Origin of the sequence: Streptomyces sp. NPDC005925 (assembly GCF_040638805.1) — a bacterium.
Taxonomy (GTDB): Bacteria; Actinomycetota; Actinomycetes; order Streptomycetales; family Streptomycetaceae; genus Streptomyces.
In genome coordinates this window covers 550,841-563,980 of record NZ_JBEXVL010000002.1, presented here as the reverse complement: position 1 = coordinate 563,980, position 13,140 = coordinate 550,841, and the positions used below count along the sequence as shown (strand labels likewise).

Here is a 13,140-nt window from a genome sequence, read left to right as displayed (position 1 = left end):
GTTTGGGCGTCGTCGCCCGCGCCGCGGATGCGCACCGCAGGCCTCATTGCCCGCAACGCTAGAGGCTCATGCCCGATGGTCACGCATTCGAAACCAGCGGGTAACAGGTGCCGGCCGCGCAGGCGGTCCCGCGCACGAGCAGGAGCTTCACCCCAGGACCGTTCCGAACATCACGCCCAGGGCGTACGTCACACCGGCCGCCGCGCCACCGAGGGCGAGCTGCCGCAGGCCGCTGTACCACCAGGTCCGCGTCGTCACCCTGGCCACGACCGCGCCGCACAGGAACAGCCCGGCGAGCGCGAGCACCACGGCGGGCCACAGAGCGCTCGCGCCGAGCAGGTACGGCAGGACGGGCAGCAGGGCACCGAGCGCGAACGAGCCGAACGACGACCCGGCCGCGACCGCGGGGGAGGGCAGGTCGCCGGGATCGATGCCGAGCTCCTCGCGGGCGTGGATCTCCAGGGCCTGCTCGGGGTCGCGCGACAGTTGCCGGGCCACCTCGCGGGCGAGCTCCGGCTCGACGCCGCGGGACTCGTAGAGCGCGGCGAGTTCGGCTTCCTCGTCCTTGGGGTGCCTGCGCAGCTCGCCGCGCTCGACGTCCAGCTCGGCCTCGACCAGCTCGCGCTGGGAGGCGACGGAGGTGTACTCGCCCGCCGCCATGGAGAAGGCGCCCGCGGCGAGGCCGGCGAGTCCGCTCAGGACGACGGTGTGCTGGCCGGCCTGGCCACCGGCGACACCGGTCATCAGGGCGAGGTTGGAGACCAGGCCGTCCATCGCGCCGAAGACCGCGGGACGCAGCCAGCCGCCGTTGACATCACGGTGGGTGTGGTTGTCGCGGTGCGCCGCGTGCAGCGCCGCCTCGGTCTCGATGATGGCCATACCGGTCCCCCAGAGTTCCGTCGGGCGAATTCCCGGACGAGGACGAGAGCACGCCCTCGGACGCACTCTTGGACGAGTTCCACTTTTCGACAACAGCAAAGTTACGCCGTTCATTTCGGGTCCGCCAGCAAGGAAAGGCTCGGCTAACCTGCGGTTTTGCCTCTCCTGTCCTTGCGTGACGTGGGGCGCGCAGAAGTCGACCGGGTGGTTCTGGGGCGCGTGGGGCTGCGCGGGGCGCCGCGCCGGGGACAGTTCCGCACAAGGGGTTCCGCGCCCTCGGGCGCCCCGCGAGGCACCCCTGGGAGGAGAGCCCGCGTATGGCATCGATCGTCTGCAGTCCCCCGGTCCCGGCGGCCGGGGACGCCGCCGGGCTGCGCGAACGGGCCCGCGGCGCGCTGCTGGGCCTCGCCGTCGGCGACGCGCTGGGCGCCCCGGCCGAGAACATGAAGCCCTCCGAGATTCGCGCCCGCTGGGGCCGGATCACCGGATACGTCGCGGACACCCCGGCCGGTACGGACGACACCGAGTACGCGATCTTCTCCGGGCGCCTGCTGGCACGGCACGGCTCGGCGCTCACCACGGCCCACGTGGAGGCGGCCTGGCACGAATGGATCGCCGACCGCGACGAGGGGCCGTTCCGGGGCGCGGGGTTCAGCGAGCGGGGCACCCTGGAGAACCTGCGCCGCGGGCTCGCCGCACCGATCTCGGCACAGCACCGGCACGCCTGGAGCGACGGGCTCGCGATGCGCGCCGCGCCGTTCGGGGTGTTCGCCGCGGGCCGCCCCGCCGAGGCCGCCCGGCTCGTCGCCATCGACGGCTCGGTCAGCCACGACGGGGAGGGCATCTACGGCGGCCAGGCGGTGGCGGCCGGGGTCGCGGCGGCGATGGCGGGCGCGCCCGCCATGGCCGTGGTGGCGTCGGCGCTCGCGGTGGTGCCGGACGACTCCTGGACGGCCCGCTCGCTGCGCCGGGCCGTGGCCGTCGCCCACCGCGGCGAACGGGCGGTCCGTTCGGCGGTCGTCGTCGGCGGCTATCCGTGGACCGACCTGGCCCCGGAGGCGGTGGCCCTGGCGTTCGGCGCGTACGCGGCGGCCGACGGCGACTTCGAGCAGGCGGTGCTGACGGCCGTGAACATGGGGCGCGACGCCGACACCACGGCGGCGGTCGCGGGCGCCCTGGCCGGCGCGACCCGCGGTGCGTCCGCCGTCCCGGCCCCGTGGGCGGCGGCGATCGGCCCGGCGCGCGGAAGCTGCCTGCCGGCGATGGCGGGCCATCACGTCCTGGACGTGGCGGATCTGCTGGTGGCGGGGAGGGAGACGTTGTGACGCGGTCAGCGCAGGCACCGCAGCCGCAGGCATCACCCGCGCGAGCCGCGCAGACGCGGGCGCCACGAGCGCAGGCACAGGCACCGGCACCGGCACCGGCACCGGTGGCACCGCAGGCACAGGTGCCGCAGACACAGGCGCAAGCACCGCAAGCACCACAGGCACCACAGGCACCACAGGCACAGGCACCGCAGGCACAAGTGCCGCAAACGCAGGCACAGGCACCCACGGCACCACCCGCGGTCGCCGACGGCGCGGACCTCCGGCCGTGGCCGCCCGCACCCGGAGGCGAGGGCCGCCCGGGGAGCGCGGAGGGGACACAGAAACCGCCGGCCGAAGGCGTGGCCCGGGCCGGGAGGAATCACCGCCGGGTGGAGGGCCTGCTCCTGGGGCTCGCCGCGGGCGACGCCGCCGGCTGGCCCGCCGCCCGCCACCGGGCCGCGCGGATGCCGGAGTGGACCCGACGCCTCACCCGCGAGCTGGACACCTTCGCCGAGCACAACGCGACGACCACCCTCCCCGTCCCGATCGCCCTCAACCAGCCCCCGGAGCCCCTCTGCCTCGGCCCCTCCGACGACGCCGAGTGGGCGGCCTTCGCGGCGGAGGCCGTACTGCGGGCCGGCGACGACGACGTACAGGGGGATCTCAGCCGGGAGCGCCGCACCCGCGCCGCCATCGACCTGACCTGGAACGCGGTCGCCGCGGAGGTCGCCGCCGCGGCCGAACGCGCCCCCGAGATCGAGTCGGCCGTCCTCCCGCTGCGCGCCCGCATCTCGGTGCGGGCCGGTCTCGGCAACCTCGCCACCGGTCTGCGCCCGCCCGCCTCCGGCCACGACAACCCGCACTTCTTCGACGACGCCGCCTGCGTGCGCGCCTGTGTCCTGGCCGTCGCCCATCCCGGCGACCCGTGCCGCGCCGCCGCTCTCGCCGAGTTCGACGCCCGCTACACACAGGACGGCGACGGTGTGCACGGCGCGCGGGCCATGGCGGCGGCCGTCGCGTGCGCCCTGGCCGGCGCGGACGTGACGGCGTGCGTGTCTGCGGCGCTCGCCGAGCTGCCCGAGTCGACGGAGATCGGCCGCAACGCCCGGCACGCGCTCGCGCTCGCCCGGGACGCGGACGGCGCCTTCGACCTCGTACCGCGTCTGGAGCACCAGATCGTCGACCACGTCTACAGCTACGGCATCGCCGCCGCCGAGACCGTCCCGGTCGCCCTCGCCCTGGCCCGCGCGGCCCACGGCAGGATCGCGGAGGCGGTTCCGGCGGCGGCCTGCCTGTCCCGGGTGGCGGACTCGGCGCCCGCCCTGGCCGGTGCCCTGACCGGCGCGCTCGGCGGCGGCGCCGCGATCCCCGCGTCCTGGCGGGAGACCTGCCGCACCCTGTCCGGCTGCGCCCTGCCCCGCCTCACCGGCACCGACCTGGTGGAACTCGCCGGACTCCTGGAAGCCGTACAACCGGCCCCGCCGGGGGGATGATTCGGGCATGACGCCCAGAAGCCAAGAAAATCCCCGAGACTCCGAGACATGCTCCGAGACGTGTCTGGAGGACCGGATCACCGGCGCCCTCGTCGGCGCGGCCGTCGGTGACGCGCTCGGCGGCCCCGTCGAGGGCTACTCCCCCGACCAGATCCTCGAGCGGCACGGCGGCCGGGTGCACGGCGTCGTCGGCCCCTGGAACGGCGACGCGTGGCGCACCGCCCGCCCCATCGCCCCGTACCACAAGGGCGACGGCCACGTCACCGACGACACCCTGATGACGCACGCGCTGGTCCGGGTGTACGCGCGGGTCCGCGACCACCTCGACGCGTACGCCGTCGACGGCCACCTGGTGCCGGATCTGATGACGAACCCGCGCTGGATCCCGGAGCTGGAGGCCGAGGCGCTCCCCCTCCATCGGGTCTTCCTCGCGGAGAAGTGGCTCGTGGCCCGCCTGCACTACGGCCACGTCGACCCGCGCGAGGCCGGCACCGGCAACATCGTCAACTGCGGCGCCGCGATGTACATGGCCCCGGTCGGCCTGGTCAACGCGGCCAACCCGGCGGGCGCGTACGCCGAGGCGCTGGACGTGGCGGGCGCGCACCAGTCGTCGTACGGCAGGGAGGCGGCGGGTGTCCTCGCGGCGGCGGTCGCGGCGGCCTGCGCGCCGGGCGCGACGGCGGACTCGGTGGTGGCGGCCTGCCTGGCCCTGGCGAAGGACGGCACGCGGGCGGCGATCGAGCGGGTCTGCGACGTGGCGGCGCGGTACAGCGACTTCGAGTCGGCGCTGGTACCGCTGCGGGAGGCGGTGGCCCCGTACGACACGGTGGGCCCCGACTACCGCGCGCCGTCGCTGGGCGCCCGACGCCCGTCCCGGCTGCACGCCGTCGAGGAACTGCCGATCGCCCTCGGCATGCTGGTCGTCGCGCGCGGCGACTGGCGGCACGCCGTGCTGGGCGCGGTGAACTACGGGCGCGACTGCGACTCCATCGCCACCATGGCCGGGGCGGTCGCAGGCGCGCTGGGCTCGGCCGTGCCGGAGGACTGGGCGAAGAAGGTCGCCGACGCCAGCCGCCTGGACCTGTGGGAACCGGGCCGGACACTCACCGGGGTCGCGCGGGAGGTCTTCGCACGGGACGTGGCGCGGCGCCGGTCGCACGAGGCGGCGTTCGCTCAGCTCGGAGGCGCGGGATGCTCCGCCTGACGTGGGTGCAGCCCGAGGACCTGATCGGGCACGAACTGCGGCAGGCGGCGCTGGACGGCCGTGCGGCGTCGGTGGTCGCGCAGCGGTGGCGGGCGGCGGGCGGCCCGGAGGCCCCGCTCCGTGCCGGCGCCTCCGAGCGCCCCGCCTCCCACCGTCTGCGGCGGCTCGCGAACGACCTGCTGGACGAACTCGCCGACCTGCCCGGCGCACTGGCCGACGCCGAACCGACCGACCTGGCCCGGATCAGGGCCTTGTGCCCCGACTGGCCGAGCGACCCGGCCCCCGGCCGCCCAGATGTGACAGCACGCCGTCCCGAGTCGCCCACCGGACCCCCCGACACCGCCCCGCGCTCCCACCCGAGCGACCCGGCCCCCGGCCGCCCGGACGCGACAGCCCGCCGTCCGGAGTCCGCCACCGGACCCCCCGGCCCCGCCCTGCGCTCCCGCCTGGAAGCCGCCTGGCTCGGCCGCGCCGCCGGCTGTCTGCTGGGCAAGCCCGTCGAGAAACTCCCCCTCCACGCCATCCGCGCCCTGGCCCGCGCCGCCGGTAACTGGCCGCTGACCGGCTGGTTCACGGCCCGTGGCGTCCCGGCGGAACTTCTCACCGCGCACCCCTGGAACCGCCGCTCGGCCGCCACGAGCCTCGCCGAGAACATCGACGGCATGCCCGAGGACGACGACCTCGATCACCCCGTCCTCGGCCTCATGCTGCTGTGCCGCCACGGCCGGTCCTTCACCACCGCCGACGTGGCCCGCCTCTGGCTGGACGAACTGCCCGCGGGCCGCACCTTCACCGCGGAGCGCGTCGCCTACCGCAACCTGCTGACCGGCCTGGAGCCCCCGCTGACCGCCCGGTACCGCAACCCGTTCCGCGAGTGGATCGGCGCCCTGATCCGTGCCGACGTGCACGGCTGGACCAACCCGGGCGATCCGGCCGCGGCGGCCGGGCAGGCCCACCGCGACGCCACCCTCACCCACACCGCGAACGGCGTCTACGCGGCGATGTTCACCGCGGCCGTGATCGCCACCGCCACCACCGGCGACCACGACGTCCACACCTGCCTGCGCACCGGCCTCACGGTCGTCCCACCCGGCTCCCGGCTGGCAGCGGCCGTACGGCATGCCGTGGGACTCGCCGCGTCCCACGAGGACTTCGACGAGGTCGTGGACCGGCTCCACGCCGCCTACGACGCGACCCACCACTGGGTGCACGCCGTGCCCAACACCGCCCTGATCGCCGCCGCGCTCACCCACGCCGACGGCGACTTCTCCGGCTCGATCCGCCGTGCCGTGTCCGGCGGCTGGGACACCGACTCCAACGGCGCCACGGCCGGGAGCGTCGCCGGGCTCCTCGCCGGTTCCCCGGACGCGCTGCCCGGCCGCTGGACCGCGCCCCTGAAGAACCGGCTCGCCACCTCCGTCGGCGACTTCGACGGCACGGGTTTCGACACCCTCGCCCACCTCACCTTCAAGGAGGCCACCCGCCCATGACGGCCACCGCCACGACCGGCACCACCCCCGGCACCACCTCCGCCCCGGGGCCCGGCACCACGCCCGACGGTCCGCTGACCGGCCTGCGTGTCCTCGACCTCGCGACCCTCTTCGCCGGCCCGCTCGCCGCCACCCTCCTCGGCGACTTCGGCGCCGAGGTGATCAAGGTCGAGCACCCGCGGAAACCTGATCCCTCCCGCGGCCACGGCCCGTCCAAGGACGGTGTCGGCCTGTGGTGGAAGGTGCTCGGCCGCAACAAGCGCACCATCACGCTCGACCTGTCGAAACCCGGCGGCCGGGACACCCTGCTGAAGCTCGCCGCCGGCGCGGACGTGATCGTCGAGAACTTCCGCCCCGGCACCCTGGAGAAATGGGACCTCGGCTGGCCCGAGCTGTCGGCGGCCAACCCGCGCCTCGTCCTGGCCCGGGTCACGGCCTTCGGCCAGTTCGGCCCGTACGCGCACCGGCCCGGCTTCGGCACGCTCGCCGAGGCCATGAGCGGCTTCGCGGCGATCACCGGCGAGCCGGACGCGCCGCCCACGCTCCCGCCGTTCGGCCTCGCCGACTCCATCGCCGGCCTCACCACCGCGTACGCCGTGCTGGCGGCGCTCGCCGCCCGGGACCGCACCGGCGAGGGCCAGGTGGTCGACATGGCGATCATCGAGCCGATCCTGACGGTGCTGGGGCCGCAGCCCACCTGGTACGACCAGCTCGGCCACGTCCAGGCACGCACCGGCAACCGGTCGGCGAACAACGCGCCGCGCAACACCTACCGCACCGCCGACGGCGACTGGGTCGCCGTGTCCGCCTCGGCGCAGTCCGTCGCCGAGCGCGTGATGCACCTGGTCGGCATGCCGGAGCTGATCGACGAGCCGTGGTTCACGACGGGCGCCGGCCGTGCCGAGCACGCCGGCCTCATCGACTCGGCGGTCGGCGACTGGATCGCCCGGCACTCCCGCACCGACGTCCTCGCCGCGTTCGAGAAGGCGGAGGCGGCGGTGGCGCCCGTGCAGGACGTACGGGACGTACTGACCGATCCGCAGTACCGGGCGCTGGACTCCGTCACCACCGTGGACGACCCGGACCTGGGCCCGCTGCGCATGCAGAACGTGCTGTTCCGGCTGTCGGCCACACCCGGCGCGATCCGCTGGGCGGGCCGCCCGCACGGCGCCGACACGGACGAGGTGCTGACCGCGCTGGGCCTCACCCCGGCCGAGCTGACGGCGCTGCGCACGGAGGGAGCCCTGTGACGGACACCCCGCTGACCTGGCTGTACGCCCCCGGCGACCGGCCGCACGTCGTCACGAAGGCTCTGGCGTCCGGTGCGGACGTGGTGATCGTGGACCTGGAGGACGCCGTCGCCCCGGACCGCAAGGCGTACGCCCGCGACGCCACCGCCGAGCTGCTGAGCGACGGACCGCAGCCGGCCCCGGTACCCGTCCACGTCCGGGTCAACGCCCTCGACGGCCCCTGGGGCGCGGCCGACCTCGCGGCGCTCGCGCCCGCCCCGGGCATGGCCGGTGTGCGGCTGCCGAAGCTGACCCGTCCGCAGGACGTGGTCGGTACGGCCCTGCGCACCGGCGATGTCCCCCTGTACGCCCTGCTGGAGACGGCGCTGGGCGTCGAGCACGCCTTCGCCGTCGCCTCCTGTCATCCCGCGCTGCGGGGCATCGCGCTCGGCGAGGCGGACCTCCGGGCCGACCTGGGCGTACGGGACGACGCGGGCCTCGACTGGTGCCGCTCCCGGGTGATCGTCGCGGCGCGGGCGGCCGGACTCCCCCCACCGCCCCAGTCGGTGCACCCGGACACGCGTGACCTGGAGGGGCTGATCGCGTCGTGCGCGCACGGCCGGGCCCTGGGCTTCCTGGGCCGGGCCGCCGTCCATCCCCGTCAGCTCCCGGTGATCGAGCGGGCGTATCTGCCCACGCAGCGGGAGATCGAGCAGGCGGAGACGGTCGTCAAGGCGGCGGCTCAGCAGGCGGGTGCGCAGGCCCTGGCGGACGGCCGGTTCGTGGACGCGGCGGTGGTCAGGGCGGCCCGCCGCACGCTGGCGCTGTCCCGCCGACGCTGAGTGCGGCGTCCGCCACGCACACGACGAGGGCGCCCGGAGTGTCCCGGACGCCCTCGTCGCCGTAGTGAGCGGGTCACTCCCGCGCGTCAGACCTTCTTCGCCGACTCCGCCCCGGCATCGGCCTCGGCGTCGTCCCCGGCTTCAGCCTTGGCATCGGCCTTGGCATCGTCCCCGGCTTCGGTCCCGGCTTCCTTCCCGGCTTCGGCTTCGGCCTCGTCCGTCGCCTCCGCGGCCGTCCCGCCGTCCGTCCCGGCGGCCTCCCCGGCCTCCGTCGCCGGAGCGCCCGTCCCGGTCCCGGTCTCGGTGGCGGTCTCGGTGGCGGAGCCGTCGGATGCGCCGGCGTCGTCGGAGGACTCCGCACCGGTGGAGGACTCCGCGTCGTCGGAGGACTCGGCGTCGGTGGAGTCGTCGCCCCCGTGGTCGGTGTCCTTGGCCGCCGGTTCCACCACGGCCTCGCGGCCGGGCCGCTTCTTCGCCGACACCACGATGCAGAGCACCGCGAGCAGGAAGACGAACAGCGCGGTCCAGTTGTTCAGCCGCAGGCCCAGGATGTGGTGGGCGTCGTCGACGCGCATGTACTCGATCCAGAACCGGCCCACGCAGTAAGCGGCGACGTACAGCGCGAACGCCCGGCCGTGGCCCAGCGTGAAGCGCCGGTCGGCCCAGATGACGAGCAGCGCGACACCGACGCACCACAGCGACTCGTACAGGAACGTCGGGTGGTACGTGCCCGGCATCCGGCCGTCCGCCGACGACGTGATCTCCAGCGCCCACGGCAGGTCGGTCGACTTGCCGTACAGCTCCTGGTTGAACCAGTTGCCCCAGCGGCCCATGGCCTGCGCGAGCGCGATGCCCGGGGCGACGGCGTCGGCGTACGCCGGGAGTGGGATGCCGCGGCGCCGGCAGCCGATCCACGCGCCGACCGCGCCGAGCGCGATCGCGCCCCAGATGCCGAGGCCGCCCTCCCAGATCTTGAAGGCGTCCACCCAGTCACGGCCCTCGCTGAAGTACAGCTGGTAGTCCGTGATCACGTGGTAGAGCCGACCGCCGACCAGACCGAACGGCACCGCCCAGACGGCGATGTCGGCGACCGTGCCGTCCCGGCCGCCGCGGGCGACCCAGCGCCTGCCGCCGAGCCAGACGGCGATGAAGACGCCGATGATGATGCAGAACGCGTAGCCGCGCAGCGGGACGGGGCCGAGGTACAGCACCCCGCGCGACGGGCTGGGAATGTAGGCAAGTTCCATGGCAGGGTCGACGCTACCGTGCCGGGCCGCGCCCCTGGAGTCCGGCCCGGCTACGGCTCCATAACGGGCGCGGGCTACAGGGGCGGACGGCGGGCGGGCGAAACGGACGGCAAGCCTCCGTCACCCCTGGCCCGGGTCCTTCGCCGCCTGCTGCACCATCCGCTTCAGCTTCGCCGGGGTCATCGTCCGGTCCTGGTAGATGTTCTTGCCGTTCAGCAGCACGGTCGGGGTGCCCGAGAAGCCGCCCTTGGAGAAGGCCTCGCCGGACCTGGTCACCCAGGTGTCGTGCTTGCCGTCCTTGACGCACGCGCGGAACCCGGCCGTGTCCAGGCCGTCCACTGTGCCCGCCAGCTCCAGCAGCTTGGCCGGATCGGCGAAGGCGTCGTCGGCCTCCTGCGGCTGGTTGTCGAAGAGCAGGTCGTGGTACGCGGGGAACTTCCCGGCGTCCTGCGCGCACGCCGCCGCGTTGGCCGCGGTGCGCGAACCGGTGCCGCCCATGTTGCCGTCGATGATCGTGGCCAGGTGGTATTCCGTCCTCAGCTGTCCGGCGGCCGTCAGCTCGTGGATCGTCGAGCGGTACGCCTGCTCGAAGCCCTTGCAGGCCGGGCAGCGGAAGTCCTCCCAGACGGTGAGCGTCGACCGGGCGCTCTCCTTGCCGACCGGGATGGCGAGGCCGTCCTTGCCCTTGGCGCCGGACGGTGCCACCACAGGGCCCGCCGCGTCACCACCGTCGTCCTTGCCCACGTTCGCCGCGACGACGCCGATCACCGCCGCCAGTCCCAGGACACCGATCACAACGGCGCCCGCGACGAGCACCCGCCGCCGCTTCTCGCCGGCCTTCTGCTTCTCGCGCTCGGCCGCCAGCCGCTCCCGGGCGGTGCGCTTTCCCTCTCGGTTCTTCTCGCTCACACCCGCAGAACGAACCGGGGAGGCGCAGCGCGCCTCCCCGGCTCCAGGTCCACCCGTACGAGGGACCCGTAGGACATTTCCGTGTCGCGCACGCCCTCCGGCGTGCGCCCACGCCCCGTGCGTGCCTGCGCCTACGCCTGTCCGCGTACGCCCTTGGCGAGTTCACCGGCCAGGGCGCGGACACCCTCGACGCCGGCCGCGTCGTCCGGCGCGTCCAGCATCCGCTTCACGAACGCCGAGCCGACGATGACGCCGTCGGCGAAGCGGGCGACCTCGGCGGCCTGGGTCGGGTTGGAGACGCCGAGGCCGACGCAGACGGGCAGGCCGGTGGTGGCGCGGGTACGCCGCACCAGGTCCTGGGCCTGCGAGCTGACGGATTCCCGGGTGCCGGTGACGCCCATCAGGGAAGCCGCGTAGACGAAGCCGCTGCCGGCCTCGGTGATCTTCGCGAGGCGCTCGTCGCGACTGCTGGGTGCGACCACGAAGACCGTGGCGAGGGAGTGCTTCTCGGCGTGCTCGCGCCACAGCGCCGACTCCTGCACGGGCAGGTCGGGCAGGATGCAGCCCGCGCCGCCCGCCTCGGCGAGCTCGGCGGTGAACCGCTCGACGCCGTAGCGGTCGACGGGGTTCCAGTACGTCATGACGAGGATCGGCCTGCCGGTGGCCCGGTGTGCCTCGCGGACCGTCCGCATCACGTCGGCGATCCGTACGCCGCCGCGCAGGGCGATGTCGTCGGCGGTCTGGATGACAGGCCCGTCGAGCACCGGGTCGCTGTGCGGCAGGCCCACCTCCACGATGTCCGCGCCGCCCTCGATCGCCGCCTTGACGGCCTCGATGCCGCCGTCGACGCTCGGGAACCCGGCGGGCAGGTAGGCGATGAGCGCCGCGCGCTCCTCGGCCCTCGCCGCGGCCAGGGTGTCGGTCAGCAGCTGCATGTTCCCGCTCACTTGGCGTCCCCCTCGATCTCGGCGGTGTCGGCCGCGTCGGCGGCCACCTCGGCATCGGTGTCGTACAGGCCGAAGTACCGCGCGGCGGTGTCCATGTCCTTGTCGCCGCGCCCGGACAGGTTGACCACGATCAGCCCGTCCTCGCCGAGTTCCCGGCCGACCTCCAGGGCGCCGGCCAGCGCGTGCGCGCTCTCGATGGCGGGGATGATGCCCTCGGTGCGCGACAGCAGCCGCAGCGCCTGCATGGCCGCGTCGTCGGTGACCGCGCGGTACTCGCCGCGGCCGGAGTCCTTCAGATAGGCGTGCTCGGGGCCGATGCCCGGGTAGTCCAGACCGGCCGAGATCGAGTACGGCTCGGTGATCTGGCCCTCGTCGTCCTGGAGGACGTAGGAGCGGGAGCCGTGCAGGATGCCGGGCTCGCCGACGGTGAGGGTCGCCGCGTGCTCGCCGGTCTCGATGCCGTGTCCCGCGGGTTCGCAGCCGATCAGCCGGACGCCCTCGTCGGGGATGAACGCGTGGAACAGGCCGATCGCGTTGGAGCCGCCGCCGACGCAGGCGACGGCGGCGTCGGGCAGGCGTCCGGCGCGCTCCAGGAGCTGGCGGCGGGCCTCGACCCCGATGACGCGGTGGAAGTCGCGGACCATCGCCGGGAAGGGGTGCGGTCCCGCGACGGTGCCGAACAGGTAGTGCGTGCGGTCGACGTTGGCGACCCAGTCGCGGAACGCCTCGTTGATGGCGTCCTTGAGGGTGCGGCTGCCGGACTTCACGGCGACGACCTCGGCGCCCAGCATGCGCATGCGGGCGACGTTGAGGGCCTGCCGCCGGGTGTCGATCTCGCCCATGTAGATCGTGCACTCGAGGCCGAACAGGGCGCAGGCGGTCGCCGTCGCGACACCGTGCTGACCCGCGCCGGTCTCGGCGATCACGCGCGTCTTGCCCATGCGCCGGGTGAGCAGCGCCTGGCCGAGCACGTTGTTGATCTTGTGGCTGCCGGTGTGGTTGAGGTCCTCCCGCTTGAGGAAGACGCGGGCGCCCCCGGCGTGCTCGGCGAACCGGGGCACCTCGGTCAGGGAGCTGGGGCGGCCGGTGTAGTGGACGAGCAGATCGTCGAGCTCGCGGGCGAACCCGGGGTCGGCCTTCGCCTTGTCGTACTCGACGGCGACCTCGTCCACGGCGGCGACGAGGGCCTCCGGGATGAACTTGCCGCCGAACGCGCCGAAGTAGCCCTCGGCGCTCGGGATGTGACCCTCCGGGTCGGGGATGAAGAAGTCGCTGGGCATGCGGGTACCTCACGGTGAGTGTGTGGAATGCACTGATTCGCCGTGGGGGCGGGGGCCGTCAGGTGAGTGCGCCCGTCGTGGCTGTCGTGCCCACGTGACGGAGTCGCCCGTTCGGCAGAGCCCCGCGCCCCTGAGGGGCGCGTCGCCATCGTCGGCCGTTGACCTGTCCCGGTTCGTCTCCGATGACGTACCTCACCCTGCGGCCGTGGACCCTGCGTGCCGGGGCGCGGCAGCCCCTGGGGCGGCAGCCGCGCGCGAGGCGGGCGTGCCGGTCAAGGGTGGCCAGGGCGGAAGTCATCGAGGGAGAGCCTAG

General features: G+C 74.5%; 11 protein-coding genes. 6 read left to right on the top strand and 5 right to left on the bottom strand.

The features are described 5' to 3' along the window. Positions 1–147 precede the first annotated feature (147 nt). Complete coding sequence (locus tag ABZ354_RS05230; RefSeq protein ID WP_358653094.1) at positions 148–879, bottom strand: VIT1/CCC1 transporter family protein; 732 nt, start codon at positions 877–879, stop codon at positions 148–150. Positions 880–1,196: 317 nt separating this feature from the next. Here ABZ354_RS05230 and ABZ354_RS05225 point away from each other — a divergent pair, with 317 nt between their 5' ends. The 6 genes from ABZ354_RS05225 (at position 1,197) to ABZ354_RS05200 (ending at position 8,444) form a co-directional block, all read left to right on the top strand. Then, entirely contained in the window at positions 1,197–2,204 is a 1,008-nt protein-coding gene (locus tag ABZ354_RS05225) for an ADP-ribosylglycohydrolase family protein (protein WP_358653092.1), read from the top strand. 104 nt (positions 2,205–2,308) lie between these two features. Then, positions 2,309–3,679, top strand: coding sequence for an ADP-ribosylglycohydrolase family protein (locus ABZ354_RS05220; protein WP_358653090.1), 1,371 nt, complete (start codon positions 2,309–2,311; stop codon positions 3,677–3,679). A gap of 7 nt (positions 3,680–3,686) precedes the next feature. After that, positions 3,687–4,883: an ADP-ribosylglycohydrolase family protein gene (locus tag ABZ354_RS05215; protein WP_358653088.1), complete on the top strand. Its 1,197-nt coding sequence runs from the start codon at positions 3,687–3,689 to the stop codon at positions 4,881–4,883. Next, complete coding sequence (locus ABZ354_RS05210; RefSeq protein WP_358653086.1) at positions 4,871–6,373, top strand: ADP-ribosylglycohydrolase family protein; 1,503 nt, start codon at positions 4,871–4,873, stop codon at positions 6,371–6,373. The genes ABZ354_RS05215 and ABZ354_RS05210 overlap by 13 nt, the downstream gene beginning before the upstream one ends. Continuing rightward, positions 6,370–7,623 (top strand): CoA transferase, encoded by a 1,254-nt coding sequence (locus tag ABZ354_RS05205; RefSeq protein WP_358653084.1) that lies wholly within the window; start codon positions 6,370–6,372, stop codon positions 7,621–7,623. The genes ABZ354_RS05210 and ABZ354_RS05205 overlap by 4 nt, the downstream gene beginning before the upstream one ends. Then, positions 7,620–8,444 (top strand): CoA ester lyase, encoded by an 825-nt coding sequence (locus tag ABZ354_RS05200; RefSeq protein ID WP_358653082.1) that lies wholly within the window; start codon positions 7,620–7,622, stop codon positions 8,442–8,444. The genes ABZ354_RS05205 and ABZ354_RS05200 overlap by 4 nt, the downstream gene beginning before the upstream one ends. 86 nt (positions 8,445–8,530) lie before the next feature. On the opposite strand, the gene lgt is transcribed toward ABZ354_RS05200, so the two are convergent. The 4 genes from lgt to trpB all read right to left on the bottom strand — a co-directional run bounded on the left by lgt (position 8,531) and on the right by trpB (position 12,827). After that, a complete protein-coding gene (lgt, locus tag ABZ354_RS05195) occupies positions 8,531–9,691 on the bottom strand; it encodes a prolipoprotein diacylglyceryl transferase (protein ID WP_358653080.1) in 1,161 nt (386 codons plus the stop codon). Between the two features lie 120 nt (positions 9,692–9,811). Then, on the bottom strand, positions 9,812–10,600 hold the full coding sequence (locus tag ABZ354_RS05190) for a thioredoxin domain-containing protein (RefSeq protein WP_358653078.1): 789 nt from the start codon (positions 10,598–10,600) through the stop codon (positions 9,812–9,814). Between the two features lie 131 nt (positions 10,601–10,731). Beyond that, positions 10,732–11,547, bottom strand: a complete 816-nt coding sequence (gene trpA / locus ABZ354_RS05185) for a tryptophan synthase subunit alpha (RefSeq protein ID WP_358653076.1) — start codon at positions 11,545–11,547, stop codon at positions 10,732–10,734. Next, on the bottom strand, positions 11,544–12,827 hold the full coding sequence (gene trpB / locus ABZ354_RS05180; protein ID WP_358653074.1) for a tryptophan synthase subunit beta: 1,284 nt from the start codon (positions 12,825–12,827) through the stop codon (positions 11,544–11,546). The genes trpA and trpB overlap by 4 nt, the downstream gene beginning before the upstream one ends. Between the last annotated feature and the right edge of the window lie 313 nt (positions 12,828–13,140).

Excerpts from the sequence above, each read along its gene's own strand:
- ABZ354_RS05225 (WP_358653092.1), top strand. The coding sequence starts at position 1,197 with ATGGCATCGATCGTCTGCAGTCCCCCGGTCCCGGCGGCCGGGGACGCC.
- trpB (WP_358653074.1), bottom strand. The coding sequence starts at position 12,827 with ATGCCCAGCGACTTCTTCATCCCCGACCCGGAGGGTCACATCCCGAGC.
- ABZ354_RS05215 (WP_358653088.1), top strand. The coding sequence starts at position 3,687 with ATGACGCCCAGAAGCCAAGAAAATCCCCGAGACTCCGAGACATGCTCC.
- ABZ354_RS05210 (WP_358653086.1), top strand. The coding sequence starts at position 4,871 with ATGCTCCGCCTGACGTGGGTGCAGCCCGAGGACCTGATCGGGCACGAA.
- lgt (WP_358653080.1), bottom strand. The coding sequence starts at position 9,691 with ATGGAACTTGCCTACATTCCCAGCCCGTCGCGCGGGGTGCTGTACCTC.
- ABZ354_RS05230 (WP_358653094.1), bottom strand. The coding sequence starts at position 879 with ATGGCCATCATCGAGACCGAGGCGGCGCTGCACGCGGCGCACCGCGAC.
- ABZ354_RS05205 (WP_358653084.1), top strand. The coding sequence starts at position 6,370 with ATGACGGCCACCGCCACGACCGGCACCACCCCCGGCACCACCTCCGCC.